General features: G+C 64.7%; 17 protein-coding genes. 12 read left to right on the top strand and 5 right to left on the bottom strand.

The window, feature by feature from the left end; translation table 11 throughout:
* Nucleotides 1-14: 14 nt before the first annotated feature.
* The 4 genes from A9K66_RS26565 to erpA form a co-directional block, all read right to left on the bottom strand.
* Entirely contained in the window at nt 15-290 is a 276-nt protein-coding gene (locus tag A9K66_RS26565; RefSeq protein ID WP_066999955.1) for a hypothetical protein, read from the bottom strand.
* Between the two features lie 79 nt (nt 291-369).
* On the bottom strand, nt 370-1,164 hold the full coding sequence (gene xth, locus A9K66_RS26570; RefSeq protein ID WP_067329529.1) for an exodeoxyribonuclease III: 795 nt from the start codon (nt 1,162-1,164) through the stop codon (nt 370-372).
* 7 nt (nt 1,165-1,171) lie between these two features.
* The gene (locus A9K66_RS26575) at nt 1,172-1,564 is read right to left on the bottom strand and encodes a VOC family protein (RefSeq protein ID WP_067329532.1); all 393 of its coding nucleotides are present in this window, start codon (nt 1,562-1,564) and stop codon (nt 1,172-1,174) included.
* A gap of 9 nt (nt 1,565-1,573) precedes the next feature.
* Nucleotides 1,574-1,921: an iron-sulfur cluster insertion protein ErpA gene (erpA, locus tag A9K66_RS26580; RefSeq protein WP_067329535.1), complete on the bottom strand. Its 348-nt coding sequence runs from the start codon at nt 1,919-1,921 to the stop codon at nt 1,574-1,576.
* Nucleotides 1,922-1,991: 70 nt separating this feature from the next.
* Between erpA and A9K66_RS26585 the strand changes: the two genes are divergently transcribed.
* From A9K66_RS26585 to A9K66_RS26640, 12 genes are all read left to right on the top strand, one after another.
* Nucleotides 1,992-3,209 (top strand): deoxyguanosinetriphosphate triphosphohydrolase, encoded by a 1,218-nt coding sequence (locus A9K66_RS26585; protein ID WP_067329538.1) that lies wholly within the window; start codon nt 1,992-1,994, stop codon nt 3,207-3,209.
* Nucleotides 3,210-3,269: 60 nt separating this feature from the next.
* Nucleotides 3,270-5,027 carry an arginine--tRNA ligase gene (gene argS, locus A9K66_RS26590; protein WP_067329540.1) on the top strand — a complete coding sequence of 586 codons (1,758 nt, stop codon included), beginning with the start codon at nt 3,270-3,272 and terminating at the stop codon, nt 5,025-5,027.
* A gap of 103 nt (nt 5,028-5,130) precedes the next feature.
* Nucleotides 5,131-8,979, top strand: coding sequence for an SPOR domain-containing protein (locus A9K66_RS26595; RefSeq protein WP_067329543.1), 3,849 nt, complete (start codon nt 5,131-5,133; stop codon nt 8,977-8,979).
* A 230-nt stretch (nt 8,980-9,209) separates the two neighbouring features.
* Nucleotides 9,210-10,229 (top strand): beta-N-acetylhexosaminidase, encoded by a 1,020-nt coding sequence (gene nagZ / locus A9K66_RS26600; protein WP_066999978.1) that lies wholly within the window; start codon nt 9,210-9,212, stop codon nt 10,227-10,229.
* 63 nt (nt 10,230-10,292) lie between these two features.
* Entirely contained in the window at nt 10,293-11,093 is an 801-nt protein-coding gene (locus A9K66_RS26605) for a ScpA family protein (RefSeq protein ID WP_067329546.1), read from the top strand.
* Nucleotides 11,090-11,845 (top strand): SMC-Scp complex subunit ScpB, encoded by a 756-nt coding sequence (gene scpB / locus A9K66_RS26610; RefSeq protein ID WP_067329549.1) that lies wholly within the window; start codon nt 11,090-11,092, stop codon nt 11,843-11,845. The genes A9K66_RS26605 and scpB overlap by 4 nt, the downstream gene beginning before the upstream one ends.
* Before the next feature lie 179 nt (nt 11,846-12,024).
* The gene (locus tag A9K66_RS26615) at nt 12,025-12,243 is read left to right on the top strand and encodes a twin-arginine translocase TatA/TatE family subunit (RefSeq protein ID WP_066999984.1); all 219 of its coding nucleotides are present in this window, start codon (nt 12,025-12,027) and stop codon (nt 12,241-12,243) included.
* Nucleotides 12,244-12,326: 83 nt separating this feature from the next.
* Nucleotides 12,327-13,070 (top strand): Sec-independent protein translocase protein TatB, encoded by a 744-nt coding sequence (gene tatB, locus A9K66_RS26620; protein ID WP_067329552.1) that lies wholly within the window; start codon nt 12,327-12,329, stop codon nt 13,068-13,070.
* A complete protein-coding gene (gene tatC / locus A9K66_RS26625) occupies nt 13,067-13,954 on the top strand; it encodes a twin-arginine translocase subunit TatC (protein WP_067329556.1) in 888 nt (295 codons plus the stop codon). Before tatB ends, tatC begins: the two co-directional genes overlap by 4 nt.
* Before the next feature lie 90 nt (nt 13,955-14,044).
* Complete coding sequence (gene serS / locus A9K66_RS26630) at nt 14,045-15,349, top strand: serine--tRNA ligase (protein ID WP_067329559.1); 1,305 nt, start codon at nt 14,045-14,047, stop codon at nt 15,347-15,349.
* Nucleotides 15,350-15,353: 4 nt separating this feature from the next.
* Nucleotides 15,354-16,112 carry a 5'/3'-nucleotidase SurE gene (gene surE / locus A9K66_RS26635; protein ID WP_067329562.1) on the top strand — a complete coding sequence of 253 codons (759 nt, stop codon included), beginning with the start codon at nt 15,354-15,356 and terminating at the stop codon, nt 16,110-16,112.
* Nucleotides 16,109-16,762, top strand: coding sequence for a protein-L-isoaspartate(D-aspartate) O-methyltransferase (locus tag A9K66_RS26640; RefSeq protein ID WP_067329565.1), 654 nt, complete (start codon nt 16,109-16,111; stop codon nt 16,760-16,762). Before surE ends, A9K66_RS26640 begins: the two co-directional genes overlap by 4 nt.
* Nucleotides 16,763-16,822: 60 nt before the next feature.
* On the opposite strand, the gene A9K66_RS30595 is transcribed toward A9K66_RS26640, so the two are convergent.
* Entirely contained in the window at nt 16,823-17,014 is a 192-nt protein-coding gene (locus A9K66_RS30595) for a hypothetical protein (RefSeq protein ID WP_156751157.1), read from the bottom strand.
* Nucleotides 17,015-17,049: the final 35 nt, after the last annotated feature.

The raw sequence follows: 17,049 nt of genomic DNA on the forward strand, positions 1-17,049 counted from the left end.
CCGCAGCTTCGGCTTCAATTTTCGGTAGGTTCCGTCGGCGCCGTGATTGAGGTCGGGTGCAGTTTCGGCGCCTGATTCTCGCCGGGGCAGTCGTCCTGGACCTTCGTCCAGGACGTGTTGTTGAGAACCATATCGCAGCGGGCGAGGTGACTTTCGCCGGCAATGGTCAGGCAGGCCGTCTCACCGAGCTTGAACGATTTGCCGTTGGCAAGACACTCCGGGGCCGCGAGCGCTGGCGCGGCAAATGCCAGCGCAAGGCCGACCGGGCAAAGAACAAATCGGATCGCCATCGAACCCCGCAACAATCCCGCATCAGACACACGATTTGTGGCGACATCAGGGTTCGGCAAGAGTCCGCAAGCAGCGCCTTCAGGCCGGCTGCAAGCGCAGATCGATGGCCACTGGCACGTGGTCGGAAGGTTTTTCCCAGGCGCGGACGTGCTTTTCAACCGAGGCCGACGAGAAGCGGTTAGCGGCTTCGGGAGACAGCAACAGATGGTCGATGCGGATGCCGTTGTTCTTCTGCCAGGCGCCGGCCTGATAGTCCCAGAAAGTATAGACATCCGGCGAATCGGTCACGGCGCGCACGGCCTCCGTGAAGCCGAGATTCTTCAGGCGCCGGAAGGCCTGCCGCGTCTGAGGCTGGAATAGCGCGTCACTGCGCCAGTTTTCGGGGAACCTGGCGTCGGCGGGCTCGGGGATGACGTTGTAGTCCCCGGCCAGCACCAGCGCTTCCTCGAGCCTCAGCCGCTCTTCCGCCCAGCGCTCTAGCCTCGCCATCCATGACAGCTTGTAGGAAAACTTCCGCTCGTCATCGACTGGGTTGCCGTTCGGCAGATAGAGGGAGGCGACCCGCAGCGCGCCCTTATCGGTCGAGAAGACGCCTTCGATGAAGCGCGCGTGGTCGTCGGCATCGTCGCCAGGCAAACCGCGATTGACCTCGTCGAAGGGCAGCTTCGACAGGAGAGCGACGCCGTTGAAGCTCTTTTGGCCGTTGGTCTCGACATTATAGCCCAGCGCCTCGATCTCCGCCCGCGGGAACTGGTCGTCGACCGTCTTGATCTCCTGCAGGCACACGATGTCCGGCGCGCTCTCGGTAAGCCAGTGGGTGAGGTTGCCGATGCGGGCGCGAACGCCGTTGATGTTCCAGGTGACGATCTTCATGCGGACCTCAATGTTCTTCCGGCGCAAGGCGCTCGACGAGGCCGATCGTATTGCCTCCCGGATCCTTTAGAAAGGCCATCCATTCGCTTTCCCCCGCCGGACCGAACCGGCCCTCGGTGTCGCGATGGACCAGCGCCGGCGACGCGGTGAAAGGAACACCGGCGGCTTTCGCCTCGGCATGGAAGGCCTCGAGGCCGGCAATATCGAGATAGACGGTGCCAGGGGGCACGCCGTCGCCAAAGAACAGCCGCACGCCGCCCGCGATGATGAAGGCGATGCCCGGCGGATCGTAGCGCGCATGCACGCTCATGCCGAGCACATCGTGCCAGAAAGCCAGCGTTCTATCCAGATCGCGCCCGGCCGACAGCGCGACCTGACGGACCGCGCCGACCGTGGGCATGGCGGCCCGCTAGACGGAGAAGCTAGTGCCGCAGCCGCAGGAGGCGACGGCGTTCGGGTTTCGGATCTGGAAAGACTGACCCATAAGGTCATCGACGAAATCGATCACCGAGCCGCCCATATAGACCAGCGAGAGGTCGTCGATGAGGATCGTGGCGCCATCCTTCTCGATGGCTACGTCGTCGTCGTTGCGACTATCGACGAGATAGAACTTGTAGGAGAAGCCGGAGCAGCCGCCGCCTTCGACGGAAACGCGCAAGGCATTCTTGCCCGGCTCGCCGGCCAGAATCCTGGCGATCCGCTTCGCGGCCGCTTCGGTCATTTCGACCTTCATGGCAGTCTTGGCATCCGCGCCCATCGGCGTCACCTTGCTTTCGGTTTCCCATGATAGGTATGAAGCGGACGGGGGCAAGTCAACTGGTGGGCGAATGGGCAAGGATGCTCTCGGTGAGATCGGTTTCGGCTACCGGCCGCGCGCCGTTTACGCGAGCGATCCGGCGCGCTCGCGCGGCCGCCTGTTCGATGAGCCGGAAAGTCCGACCCGGACGCCATTCCAGCGTGACCGCGACCGCATCATCCATTCCACCGCCTTCCGCCGGCTGAAGCACAAGACGCAGGTGTTCATTGCGCATGAGGGCGATCACTACCGCACCCGGCTGACGCATTCGATCGAGGTGGCGCAGATTGCCCGCGCCCTGGCACGCGCGCTGCGCGGCGACGAGGATCTGGCGGAGGCAGTGGCCTTGGTGCACGATTTCGGTCACACGCCTTTCGGCCATACCGGCGAGGAGGCGCTGAACGAAAAGATGGCCGGCTGGGGCGGCTTCGACCATAACGCGCAGTCGTTGCGCGTCGTCACCCGGCTCGAGCGGCGCTACGCCGAGTTCGACGGGTTGAACCTCAGCTGGGAGACGCTGGAAGGGCTGGTCAAGCATAACGGGCCGCTTACCGATGCAAGCGGGAAGGGGCTCAAGGGCCCCGTGCCGCAGGCGATCCGCGACTATTCCGCACTGCACGACCTCGAGCTCGACCGCTTCGCCGGCATCGAGGCGCAGTGCGCCGCGATCGCCGACGATATCGCCTACAACACGCATGACATCGACGACGGCCTGCGTGCCGGCCTGCTGACGCTGGACATGCTGGAAGACATCGGCCTGCCGGGCTCGATCCTGAGTGGCGTGCGCGCCCGCTACCCACAACTCGACGACGTTCGCACCGGCCACGAGCTGATGCGGCGGCAGATCACGCTGATGGTGGAGGATGTTATTGCTGCCGCTACCGACAATATCGAGCGCCTCAAGCCGGACAGCGCCGATGCGGTGAGGGCCGCGGGTGAGACGATGGTCACCTTCTCGGCCGAAATGGCGGCAGCCGAAAAGGAGCTGAAGGCCTTTCTTTACAAGCATCTCTACCGGCATGCCGAAGTGATGCGCGTGCGGGCCGACGCCGAGCAGATCGTCCGCGACCTGTTCGATGTCTATTTCGCCGACCCGCGCGCCATGCCGGACGGCTGGCGCGAAGGGCTCGACAGGGCGCAGGATCGCATCAAGGCGCGCAGCGTCGCCGATTTCCTGGCCGGAATGACCGATACCTATGCGCTCAAGGAGCACAGGCGATTGTTTGACCATACGCCGGATTTGGGCTAGGGCGAGCCACGATTTTGTCGGCCAAGCAGCCGGTCCCTCTTAAAGCCCAGAGCATACCCGATGAATATCTTCGCCGATTTCAACGCGCGGATCGTAAGAGCCGTCGAAGCCCTTGATCTGAAGGACAAGGATGGCGGAGCGCTGGATCTGTCGCGCATCGCGGTCGAGCCGCCGCGCGACGCCAGTCATGGCGACCTTGCCACCAATGCGGCGATGGTGCTGGCAAAGCCCACCGGCCAGAACCCGCGCGCGCTGGCCGAGCAGCTGACCGCAGCGCTGCGCAGCGATGCCGACATCGCTTCCGCCGATGTTGCCGGCCCGGGCTTCGTCAATCTCCGGCTGAAGGACGGCTTCTGGCAGGCGCATTTGGCAGTGCTGCTCGGCGAGGGCCGCAACTATGGCCGCTCCAAAATCGGCGGCGGCCGCAAGGCCAACGTCGAGTATGTCTCGGCCAATCCGACCGGCCCGATGCATGTCGGCCATTGCCGGGGCGCCGTCGTCGGCGACACTTTAGCCAACCTGATGGCCTTCGCCGGCTACGATGTGACCAAGGAATATGTCATCAACGATGCCGGCTCGCAGATCGACGTGCTTGGACGTTCGGCCATGCTGCGCTATCGCGAGGCGCTCGGCGAAGCCGTCGGCGAGATTCCGCCAGGCCTTTATCCAGGCGACTATCTGATACCCGTCGGCCAGGCGCTGGCCGAACAGTTCGGCCTCGGCCTGCTGGAGATGCCGGAAGACGAGGCGCTGGCGATCGTCAAGGATCGCACGGTCGACGCGATGATGGCGATGATCCGAGAGGATCTGGCGCTGCTCAACGTGCATCACGACGTGTTCTTCTCCGAACGCACGCTGCATGCCGACAACGCCAAGAAGATCCGCGCGGCAATCGCCGACCTGACGCTGAAGGGTCATATCTACAAGGGCAAGCTGCCGCCGCCGAAGGGCGAGAAGCCGGACGACTGGGAAGACCGCGAGCAGACGCTGTTCCGCTCGACCGCGGTCGGCGACGACATGGACCGGGCGCTGGTGAAGTCGGACGGCTCTTTCACCTATTTCGCCGCGGACGTCGCCTATCTCAAGGACAAGGTCGAGCGCGGCTTCGTCGATCTCATCTATGTGCTCGGCGCCGACCATGGCGGTTACGTCAAGCGGCTCGAAGCGCTGGCGCGCGCGGTCGCCGGTGACACGGTCAAGCTCACGGTGCTGCTCTGCCAACTGGTGAAGCTGTTCCGCGACGGCGAGCCGGTCCGCATGTCGAAGCGGTCAGGGGATTTCGTCACGCTGCGCGACGTGGTGGAGGAGGTCGGCCGCGACCCGATCCGCTTCATGATGCTCTACCGCAAGAATGATGCGCCGCTCGATTTCGACTTCGCCAAGGTCACCGAGCAGTCCAAGGACAATCCGGTGTTCTACGTGCAATACGCTTCGGCGCGCTGCCACTCGGTGTTCCGGCAGGCGAGCGAGCAATTGGGCGAAGCGAATTTCGACCGCGACCGGCTTGTGGCTTCGGTTGCGTCGCTGACGGACGAGGGCGAAATCGGCCTGATCCGGAAACTCGCTGAATATCCACGGCTAATCGAATCCGCGGCGCTTGCGCTGGAGCCGCACCGGCTGGCATTCTACCTCTACGATCTGGCGTCGAGCTTCCACGCACACTGGAATCGGGGCACCGACAACCCAGACTTACGTTTTGTTAAGGTTAACGACCCACAATTGACGTATGCCAGACTGGGGCTGGTGCAGGCTGTTTCGGATGTTTTGACCTCCGGCCTGACGCTGATAGGAGCTGATGCGCCTACCGAAATGCGTTAGGTTTGACTAAAAAGCCTGTCACCTTTTGCCCACATTGCGCTGGTAAGGGCCAACCCTGCGCGACGTCCATGGCGTCCGACTGTGTGCGAGTTCGGGAACAATAATGGCAGACAGAACCCAGCTGAAAGTAGCCGCAAGCAATCATATCGCCGACGACGATCCGTTCGCCGAACTGACCCGCATCATGGGTTTCGATCCGCGTCAACCGGTCAGGCCGCAGTCGCCGGCGGCCGCAAAGGCTGCGCCCGCGAACCAGGCTGCCGATGGGGCCGACTTCGACATCGACCTCGAAAAGGAGCTGATGGGCGACTTCGACATTGCCGAGGAAAGCGAGCCGGTGGCGCAGCAGGCTGCCCAGGCTGCGCCGGCTTACTGGGCTGCCACTCTCAGCGACGACGAGCTCGCCGCTTCTCTCGAACGGGATTTCGTCTTTGACGATGCGGCGGATCACGCCCATTTTGCCACGCCCGCTGTTGCCACGCCCCCAGCGCCGGAGCCGGCCGCGGACACGGCATACGACGATGATTTCGAGAAGGCGGTCGCGCGTTCGTTGGAAGTCTCGCCCGTGCAGGACGAGCTTTCCGTCGACCAGGAAATGGCGGCCTCGCTGGATGAGGGCTTCTGGATCGACGACCAGCCTGACACGGACGAGAGCGCCGCCGCGGCCGCCGAGCCTGCGGCTGTCGAGCCTGCTGTCCTTGAGCCTGCGGACGAGACGGCGTTCGACGCCGATTTCGACACTGCGGTACAGATGTCGCTCGAGGACGAGTTGGCCTTCGATGACCGTGATATTGAGCCCGAAGGCGCCGACGTGCAGCCGATCGAGGCTCACGCCGCTGTCGACCAGCCGATCGCCGCTAAAGACTACGAGAGTGGGTCCGATCAGGCCGAATTCGTTCGGGCCGCAGTTGATCAGGCCCATCTCGATCAGGCTCATTTTGATCAGGCCCAATTTGAGCAGGCGACGGCTGATATCGCGATGGATATCGATCAGCCGCAGCACCTGATCCTGGAACAGGAACTGTCGGTCGACGACGAGCCATCGCCGGCCCTCGAGGCGCCTGTCGAGGCCGAGCATTTCGCCGCCGATCCCGAGCCCGCCTTCGATCCCCAACCCGATCACGGACCTGTAGCCGATCAGGTCTTCGAAGACGATTTCGAGCTCAGCTTCCGTGACGCGCTTGCCGAGGAGCCGGAAGGTCCGGCTGTCGATCCTGAACCGGTCGCCCGTCACGAGGCCGCGGCCGAGGAGGTCTTCGGAGACGATTTCGAACTCAATTTCGACAACGTGCCGTTCGGGGATCCGGAACCGCCGGCTGCCGAGGCCGTCGGCGCGGCGGAGCCGCCATTTGCCGAGCCTGCTCCTTCTGCATCGGCACCGGTTCCGCCGGTTGCGGCAGTCGACCCGGCTAAGCCGGCCGCAGGCGAGCGCAGCCTGGAAGACGAACTCAATGCGCTGCTTGGCGCCATGACGGCGCGGCCAATTCCGGTTGCGCCGGTCCCGGTTGCTCCCGTGCCGGCCGCCGCATCGGCACCGCGGTCGGTCGTTCAGCCGGCTGGCGACACCGACCAGAAGGCTGGCGTGGGCGATGAGCTCGATTGGGACCTCGACGCACGCAACGAGCCCGCCTACGGCACGCAGATCGCCCAGTCCGCCGATGCCGATCTCGATAGGCTGCCCGCCGGCGAACTCGACCGGCAGGGCTTCGAAGGCGCGGCTTCCGAACAGGATGCCGAACCCAGCATAGATTTCGATGACGAGGCTTTCGACGCCGCCTTCGCCAAGGGCATCGAGATGGACGCGCCTGTCGCGCCTGCCGAACCGCCAAAGTCGTGGAGCCGCGTGACCCCGGTCGCAGCGCCGGTGCACGCCTCTTATGCCACGCAGCCTGCGGCTACGGCGCCGCAAACCGCGGCCCCTGCCTACGAACCGGTGAAGGATTATTCCGCATACGCCAAGCCGGCGCCGCAGATGCCGACGCCTGCCTATCGTGCGGAGCCGGCGAAGGACTATGCCGGTTACGCCACGCCGGCCCCGGCGCCGCAGATGTCGGCGCCTGCCGATCGTGAGGAGCCGGCGAAGGACTATGCCGGTTACGCCACGCCGGCCCCGGCGCCGCAGATGTCGGCGCCTGCCTATCGTGAGGAGCCGGCGAGGGACTATTCCGCTTACGCCAAGCCAGCCGCGGCGCCGCAGTCTCGCCAGCAGGAGGAAATGCCCGATGTCGAGACGGTCGACGTGCCGGAGCGCGTGGTGGCGTTGGCCGACGACCTCGACATTCCGGAGCTCAGCTTCGAGGAGGATCAGCCTGCGGCGCCTGCCTATGACGATCTCGATGCCGAGTTTGCCGGCCTGCTTAGCGAGATGAACGCAACCGAGATCGCTCAGGCGCCTGTGCAGAGCCGGGGCTATGAGGACGACTCCCACAATGCCGGACTCAAGACCGGCTACGACCGCCGCGAGTTGCGGGCCGAGACGGCCGCTGCACCGGCGACCCTGTCCTATGCCGCAGCTGCAAGCCAATTCGATGCAGACGATTTGCCCGGCAGCCGGCCGGTCTCGCAGGCGGACGACTTCGCCGTCGACGAACTTGACTACGATCCTGAGCTCGACGAAGCGATGACTGTGCCCGGCTTTGCCGAGCGCGAAGCCGCGAAGCCGCGAAGCCGTGGCATGATGCTTGCCGCGCTCGTCGGCGCCGTTGTGGTCGCGGGCGGTCTCGGCGCTCTCGCCTTCTCCTTTGGCGGCAAGGGCGGCAGCGAAGCGCCCGTGATCGTGAAGGCGGACAATTCGCCGATCAAGGTCAAGCCGCAAAACCCGGGCGGCACCGTGGTGCCGAACCAGGACAACAAAGTCTATGACGCCGTGGCCAAGGGTGGGGCGGCCAAGCCCGCCGAACCGGCGCAGCAGAAACTGGTGACCAACACCGAGGAACCTATCGACGTGGCGTCGAAGGAACCGGCGCAGAGCCGGATCGTCGACCTTTCGCCTGACGACACCGACGCCGCGCCTGGCACCAACTCAGCCGGCAATGCGGCCGCGGCAGCGCCGGTTCCGGACACAGCAGCTCCGGCCGCAGCCGCGCCGGCACCGGCCGCAGCCGCGCCGGCACCGGCCGAAGCAGCGCCGGCTCCGGAAGCCGCAGCGCCGGCACCGGAGGCCGCAGCGCCCGCACCGGACGCAGCAGCGCCGGCTGACGCCCAGGCCGCCGCCCCCGCAACCCCACAGCAGGCCGCTCCGGCGCCGAAATCGGAAGACCGCATCGCCCAGGTTCTGCAGGAGGCAGACAAGGGGACCAACAACGATGTCGTCGCCGTGGCGCCGCGCAAGGTGAAGACCATGATGGTGAAGCCTGACGGCTCGCTGGTTCCGCGCGAGGATCCGGCTCCCGCGCCGCAGGTCGCGGCAACCGAACCGACCGATCCGGCGCCGCAGCACGTCGCTTCCGCCGGGCAGGGCGATGCCCAGCCGACAGGCGCCGTCACGCCGGCAACCGATCAGGCTGCCGACCAGGGCGGTGATGACCAAAGCGCTGCCGCCGCGGTGAAGCCAGCCGCCGCGGCGAAGACCGAAGCCAGGGTCCAGTCCGCCAACACTCCGGCGAAGGTGCCGGTGGCGCCGCCGCGTCCGTCCGATCAGCCGGTCGATATCGTCGGCGAGGTCAAGCCCGACCAGGTCGCCTCCATCGATCCGGCGGCGGCAGGCGGCGGCTCGTGGTCGATGCAGATCGCTTCGCAGCCGACGGTTGAAAGCGCCCAGTCCACCTACCAGGACCTGCAGCGCCGTTACGGAAGTGTGCTCGCCGGACGCACAGCCAACATCGTCAAGGCGCAGATCGCCGGCAAGGGCACTTTCTACCGAGTCCGGGTCCCGGCCCAGTCGCGCAACGACGCGATCAATCTGTGCACCAACTACAAGGCGGCCGGCGGCACCTGCTTCGTGTCGCGCTGATCATTTACCACCGTTCAGAGCCGGCGTCGCCGCGAGGCCGGCTTTTTCGTTGTGGACGGCTGTCGTCATTCATGCGGCACCGGTCAGGGGTGATTCCCCTTTGGTTCGCAAAATCTTAGAGCGGTTCAGCGCCGGCAGAATCACCGAACCCGCATAACTCCTTGTTTTTACGGAATTCCGGACGCAAAACCGTTACACACTTTTCCTGGAATTGCTCTAAGCTTCGATCCATGACCGAATCAAAATCCATGATCCTCGGCTGCGCCGGGAAATCCCTCACTGAAGATGAAATCCGCTTCTACGGCGACGAACGTCCTTGGGGCTTCATCCTGTTCGCGCGCAATGTCGGCGAGACCGAGCAGATCCGCGACCTGGTCGCCTCGATGCGCGAGAGCGTCGGACGCCCGGATGCCCCGGTCTTCATCGACCAGGAGGGCGGCAGGGTGCAGCGCCTGCGACCGCCGCTGGCGCCGAACTATCCTGCAGGCGGAGCGCTCGGCGCGCTTTGGCGCGACGATCGCGAGGCCGGCCGCCGTGCCGCGTGGCTGCTCGCGCGCCTTCACGCCTTCGATCTGCTGCGCCACGGCATCACCGCCGACTGCCTGCCGGTGCTCGACGTGCCCATTGCGGGCGCCAGCGATGTCATCGGCGCGCGCGCCTATGGTATGGAACCAAATGCCGTGATCGAGCTTGGCCGGGCTTCGGCCGAGGGCCTGATGTCGGGTGGCGTCCTGCCGGTCATGAAGCATATTCCCGGCCACGGCCGCGCCTTTGCCGATACGCATTTCGCGCTGCCGACGGTCGACACGCCCCTCGCCGAGTTGCGGCAACATGATTTCGCCCCGTTCAAGGCGCTCAACCACCTGCCGATGGCGATGACGGCACATGTCGTCTACAGCGCGATCGACCCGGACAATCCGGCGACGACCTCGGCCAAGGTCGTCAACGAGGTGATCCGTGGCGAGATCGGCTTCGACGGGCTCCTGATGAGCGACGACACCTCGATGAAGGCACTTTCTGGGGATTTCCCGACAAAGGCGGCCGCGATCCTTGCGGCGGGCTGCGATCTCGTCCTTCACTGCAACGGCGTTTTCGAGGAAATGTCGGGGATCGCGTCGCGTACGACGGTGCTCGAAGGCAAGTCCTTGGCGAGAGCGGAGCGGGCGCTGGCCTATATAAAGGACCGCGACGTCGCGGACGAAAGCACCATACGCGCGGAATTCGCCACCTATTTCGACGCGGTGGCCTGAACCGAAGGGTAAGAGAGGCAAGTGGCGGAAACATTGGACAGCAAGGCGGCGAAGGCCGCACCGATGGACCGTCTGTGGGCCGAGAACGACGAGTCACGTCTGACTAGCGATCCGTCGCTGGTGGTCGATGTCGCCGGCTTCGAGGGCCCGCTCGATCTTCTGCTGCATCTGGCGCGCAACCAGAAGGTCGATCTCGCCCGCATCTCGATCCTGGCGCTCGCCGAGCAATATCTGGCCTTCATCGAGAAGGTGAGGGCGCTGAGATTGGAACTCGCGGCCGACTATCTGGTCATGGCGGCATGGCTTGCCTTCCTCAAGTCGAAGCTGTTGATCCCGAAACAGCCGGGCGAAGAGGGCGAGAGCGGCGAGGAACTGGCAGCGGTGCTGCAGTTCCGGCTGAAGCGGCTGGAGGCGATGCGTGATGCCGCTGCGCGGCTGGTCAACCGCAACCGGCTCGGCCGCGACGTCTTCGCGCGCGGCATGCCGGAAATGGTGATCGTCGAGAAGCGCAATGCCTATTCGGCCTCGCTCTACGATCTGCTGACCGCCTATGCGCAGCAGCGCCAGCGGCAGGCGATCAGCAACGTGACGATCGCCAGGCGCGCCGTATGGTCGCTGAAGGACGCACGCGACGTGCTGGCACGGCTGGTTGGAACGATTGGCGACTGGACGGCGCTCGACAGCTTCCTGATCCAATATCTGGCCGCGCCGGAAGAAAGGCGCACGGCAATCGCCAGTTCGTTCGCCGCGACACTCGAAATGGTGCGCGAGGGCAAGCTGGATCTGCGGCAGGATCAGGTCTTCGCGCCGATCTATCTGCGCGGCCGCGCACGAGGGGTCAAGGCAGTCGAGGTGGCATCATGAGTGAACGCGCCAACGCTTCGGTCATCCCGTTCAAGGTCGAGGTCGAACCGGAAGCCGAGATGGCCGAGCAGGGTTCTATCGAGAACCCCGCCGAGCGGCTGCAATTGTCGGAAGCAGTCCGCATGGCCGAGGCGATCATCTTCGCCAGCGCCGAGCCGGTCAGTGACAGGCAACTGGCGGCGCGCCTGCCCGAGGGCGTCAACATTGCGGCCGCAATGGCCGATCTGCAGGAAATCTACGCCAAGCGGGGGGTCAACCTGGTGCGGGTCGGCGACGCCTGGGCGTTCCGCACCGCCGGCGACCTGGCTTTCCTGATGAGCCGGGACTCGGTCCAGCAGAGAAAGCTCTCGCGCGCGGCGCTCGAAGTTCTGGCGATCATCGCCTATCACCAGCCGGTCACCCGCGCCGAGATCGAGGATATCAGGGGGGTCGAGACCTCGAAGGGCACGCTGGACACGCTGCTGGAGACGGAGTGGGTCAGGATGCGCGGCCGCCGCCGCACGCCCGGCCGTCCCGTGACCTACGGCACGACCGACGCTTTCCTCGATCACTTCGCGCTGGAGGAGATCCGCGACCTGCCCGGCATGGAAGAGCTGAAGGGCGCCGGATTGCTTTCGACGCGCATGCCGTCCAATTTCTCGATGCCGGTGCCGCCGGCCGATCCGGACGCGCTGGCCGAGGACGAGGATGCGCTGACCGATATCGACCTCGAGGAGCTCGGATTGCTCACGCCGCGCGTCACCGAAGAGTGAGTGCGAAACCGATACGAATGGTTTATTAGCAGGGGCTGCGCGGATTCGTAGCAAGGCGCTCACGCCGAAAGTGCGTGACATCCGCTAGCCATTTTACCAACTTCATTGCGGTTGTGTTTGAATCCCCGAGCGAAAACGCATAGATCATCGCCGAGGGAAAACATTCGAGAGAGATTGTTATGGGTTCACTATCGATATGGCACTGGCTGATCGTTCTGGTCATCGTGCTGCTCCTGTTCGGCCGCGGCAAGCTGCCGGAGCTGATGGGCGACATGGCCAAGGGCATCAAGAGCTTCAAGAAGGGCATGGCTGAGGACGATACCGACGACAAGCGGACCGTCGAGCACCGCGCCGACGAGACCGTATCGCCGGGCAAGGAAAAGGTCAGCAAGAGCTGAGTCCGGTAGTTGCTTTGAGCATGTCGTTGTCCCAGAACCGTTTCGTGTTTTTGGGCGACAGGCTCTCGTTGGAATAGTTTGCCATGTTCGAAGTCGGCTGGAGCGAACTGCTGGTGATCGCGGTCGTCATGATCGTGGTCGTCGGGCCGAAGGATTTGCCCAATATGCTGCGCACGTTTGGCCGCACCGCGGCCAAATTGCGCGCCATGGCGGGCGACTTCCAGAAGCAGTTCAACGACGCCCTGAAGGAAGCCGAGCTTGACGATGTCAAGAACTCGGTCGACAGCCTTCGTGGCCTCAGCCCGATCAACGAAATCCGCAAGCAGCTCAATCCGTTCGAGCAGGCGGCGGCCGACGTGCGGGCCGGCGTCGATACGATGATGAAGCCCAAGCCGGCTTCCGATCAGGCGTCCTCGGATGCAACGACCCCGCAGCCTGCCGAGCCGCTGAAGAACGGCGCGACGGAGATCCCAGGCATCAACGGAACTGAGGTCGCCCCGGCCGTGCCGATCTCCCCGCCAGCTGCGCCGATCTCCCCGGCCATGACTGAGGCCTCCGTGACCACGCCCATTGCGGAGACCGCCGCGTCCACCCAGCCGGCGAAAAAAGTGGCCGCGTCGAAGACGAAAGCCGCCGGTGCAGCGACGAAAGCGGCATCGGCCAAGGCTCCGGCGCCTAAAGCCCCAGCAAAATCTGCGCCGGCGGCGGCAAAGGCCGCAGCGCCTGCTAAGAAGGCGGCACCCAAGGTTGAGGCCAACCCCGCGGCGAAGAAGCCGGCCGTGAAAAAGGCCGCCGATGCCAAGAAGACGGCAGGAGCCGCCAAGTGAGCGTCTCGGACAAGGAGAGGGAAGAGATCGAGAAATCCTCGGCGCCGCTGATCGAGCACCTTGTCGAGCTGCGCCGGCGGCTGATCTGGTCGCTGGGCGGCTTCTTCATCGCTTTCCTAGCGTGCTTCTTCTTCGCCAAGCGCCTGTTCAACCTTCTGGTCGTCCCGTTCAAATGGGCGACGCAATGGGCTGGGCTCGACCCGCACAAGGTCGAGCTGATCTACACGGCGCCGCAGGAGTTCTTCTTCACCCAGGTGAAGCTCGCCATGTTCGGCGGCATGGTCATCGCTTTCCCGCTGATCGCCACGCAGATCTATAAATTCATCGCGCCGGGTCTCTACAAGAACGAACGCAGCGCCTTCCTGCCGTTCCTGATTGCGTCGCCCATCCTGTTCCTGATGGGCGCCTCGCTGGTCTATTTCTTCTTCACCCCGATGGTGATGTGGTTCTTCCTCGCCATGCAGCAGGTCGGCACCAACGACCAGGTGCAGATCTCCTTGCTGCCGAAAGTGTCGGAATATCTCAGCCTGATCATGACGCTGATCTTCTCCTTCGGCCTGGTGTTCCAGCTGCCGGTGGTGACCAGCCTGCTGACGCGCGTCGGCCTTCTGTCGTCGCAGGCACTGGCCGAGAAGCGCAAATGGGCGATCGTCATTGCCTTCGTCGTCGCCGCGGTGTTGACCCCGCCCGATCCGATGAGCCAGATCGGCCTCGCTCTTCCGACCATCGTGCTCTACGAGGTCGCGATCTTCACTTCGCGCCTGATCGAGCGCAGCCGGGAGCGCGACCGGCTGGCGCGCGACAGGCAGGAAGAGGCAGGCAGCGCTGTCGCCGGAAAGACGCCGGACGCGCCGTCAACCCCTAGCGCCAAAACCCTGTCCTAGGCCTGAAAAACACGGCTGCCGGCTGCTGCTGTCTTGCATCGATCAGGGATGCGGTTTACGCCCTCGAACCTTACTCGAGGACGGAAAGCCATGCTTGACATCAAATGGATTCGCGACAACCCGAAGGCCCTTGTCGAAGCGCTGGTGAAGCGCTCGTGGTCTGCTGACGACGCCCAGTCCGCCGTCGAGGATCTGATCGCCAGGGACGAGGAGCGGCGCACCCACCTCAGCGAATTGCAGGTCAAGCAGGAGCGCCGCAATGCCGCTTCGAAGGAGATCGGCAATGCCATGCGCTCGGGCGAGGCCGCGCTTGCTGAAAAGCTCAAGGCCGAGGTCGGCGAGATCAAGGCGTTCATCCAGAACGGCGAGGCGCGCGAGCGCGAGCTCGACCAGGCGCTGAACGACTCGCTTGCGGTCCTGCCCAACGTGCCGCTCGACGACGTGCCGGTCGGCAAGGACGAGCACGACAATGTCGTCAAGCGCGTCGTCGGCGATGTGCCGACCCGCCCGAACTGGGTGAAGGAGCATTTCGAGATCGGCGAAGCGCTCGGCATGATGGATTTCGAGCGTGCGGCGAAGCTGTCCGGCTCGCGCTTCACAGTGCTGAAGAGCCAGCTGGCGCGCATGGAGCGCGCGCTCGGCCAGTTCATGATCGACCTGCACACGACAGAGCACGGCTATGAGGAGATCCAGCCGCCGCTGATGGTGCGCGACGAGGTTCTCTTCGGCACCAACCAGCTGCCGAAATTCGAACTGGACCTGTTCTTCACGCCGCATGGCGACGGACGGCTGGGCCTGATCCCAACCGCGGAAGTGCCGCTCACCAACCTGGTGCGCGAGGAGATCACGCCGCATGAGAAGCTGCCGCTGCGCTACACGGCGCTGACGCCGTGCTTCCGCTCGGAAGCGGGCTCGGCCGGCCGCGACACGCGCGGCATGCTGCGCCAGCACCAGTTCTACAAGGTCGAGCTGGTGTCGATCACCGACCAGGAAAGCTCGCTCGCCGAGCATGAGCGCATGACGCAATGCGCCGAGGAGGTGCTGAAGCGGCTCGGCCTGCCGTTCCGCACGGTGACGCTCTGCACCGGCGACATGGGCTTTGGCGCACGCAAGACCTACGACATCGAGGTCTGGCTGCCGGGCCAGAACGCCTATCGCGAAATCTCGTCCTGCTCCGTCTGCGGCGACTTCCAGGCGAGGCGCATGGATGCCCGCTACAAGGACAAGGACGGCAAGGGCAACCGCTTCGTGCACACGTTGAACGGCTCCGGCACCGCGGTCGGCCGTGCTCTCATCGCCGTGGTCGAAAACTACCAGAATGAGGACGGCAGCGTAACCATTCCTGAAGTGCTGCGGCCTTACATGGGTGGTCTCGCCAAGATCGAATCGAAATGAGTTCATGCGCATCCTGCTGACCAATGATGACGGGATCCACGCCGAAGGCCTTGCGTCGCTCGAACGCATCGCCCGAACGCTCTCGGATGATGTCTGGGTGGTGGCGCCCGAGCAGGACCAGTCCGGCTACGCGCATTCGCTTTCGATTTCGGAACCGCTCAGGCTGAGGAAGGTCGGCGAGAAGCATTTCGCCGTGCGCGGCACGCCGACCGACTGCGTCATCATGGGCACGAAAAAGATCCTCCCCGGGCCGCCTGACCTCATCCTTTCGGGGGTCAACTCCGGCGCCAACATCGCCGACGACGTTACTTATTCGGGCACGGTGGCCGGCGCCATGGAGGGGGCGCTGCTCGGTATCCGTTCGATCGCGGTCAGCCAGGCCTATTCCTATCTCGGCGAGGACCGCGTCGTCCCTTACGAGACGACCGAAGCGCTGGCACCGGCGCTGCTCGAAAAGCTGATCGCAACGCCGCTGCCGGAAGGTGTGCTGCTCAACGTCAATTTCCCGAACTGCGCACCCGACGAAATCGAGGGCACGGTCGTGACCGCGCAGGGAAAGCTCGTGCACAGTCTTTGGGTCGACGAGCGCCGCGACGGCCGCGGTCTGCCTTATTACTGGCTGCGCTTCGGCCGAGAGCCGGTCGAAGGCAAAAAGGGCACCGATCTTTACGCGTTGCGTAACCGGCTGGTGTCGGTGACGCCGCTGCAGCTCGACCTGACCGCCCATGAACTCCGCGACCAGCTGACCAAGGCGCTGTCATGACCATGGCTATCGACGACCGTGAAGGTTTCGCCGCTTTCCTGCTGCGGCTGCGCGGCAGGGGCGCGGCGCCGAAGGCACTGGTCGCCGCCTTCGAGGCGACGCCGCGGCGCGGCTTCCTATCCGCGCAGTTCCATTCGATGGCCTGGTCGGAAGGCATGCTGCCGATCGAATGCGGCGAGGCGATCGAGGGCGCGGACCTTCAGGCGGCGGTGATTGCGGCTTTGGCCATCGAGCCGGGCAACCGCGTGCTCGAGATCGGCACCGGGTCGGGTTATACGGCAGCCGTGATGTCCAGGCTCGCCGCGCGCGTCGTCAGCGTCGACCGCTACAAAACCTTGGCCGAGCAGGCAAAGCAGCGTTTCGAGGCGCTCGGCATCAGCAATGTCATCGTACGCCAGGCCGACGGCTCCAACGGCCTGCCCAACGAAGGGCCGTTCGACCGCATCATTGCCTGGGCGGCCTTCGATAGCCTGCCGCGCTTCCTGCTCGATCAATTGTCGAGCGGTGGCGTCGTCATCGCGCCGATCGGCCCGGAGGAGGGCGAGCAGGTGCTGGCCAAGCTCACCAAGGTCGGCAGCCGTTTCGAGCGCGAGGACATCGGCTTGGTCAGGCTGCAGCCGGTCCTGCGCAGCGTTGCTGCGGTGATCTAGCGCGCCAGCCCTGCGATCGACGGCTAACCGCGTCGAACGCGGCTGCGACCATCACTCCAGTCAGCCACCGCAGCGGTAGTTCAGGTGCAAACCAACGAGATCGACATCCTGATCGATGTGCTCGGTGCTGAAGGGGCCCCCGCGCGCGCCAACGACCGTGACGGTGGTGGTCTTGTCGGGCATGAACAGGTGATCGTATTCGATCGCGAGTGACCAATTCGGGGCAAAGCCATATTCAAGACCGGCACCCAAGGCACCCCCCCCCAGCGGGTCTGATCGTCTGTCTC

Origin of the sequence: Mesorhizobium sp. AA23 (genome assembly GCF_001672435.1) — a bacterium.
Lineage (GTDB): Bacteria > Pseudomonadota > Alphaproteobacteria > Rhizobiales > Rhizobiaceae > Mesorhizobium.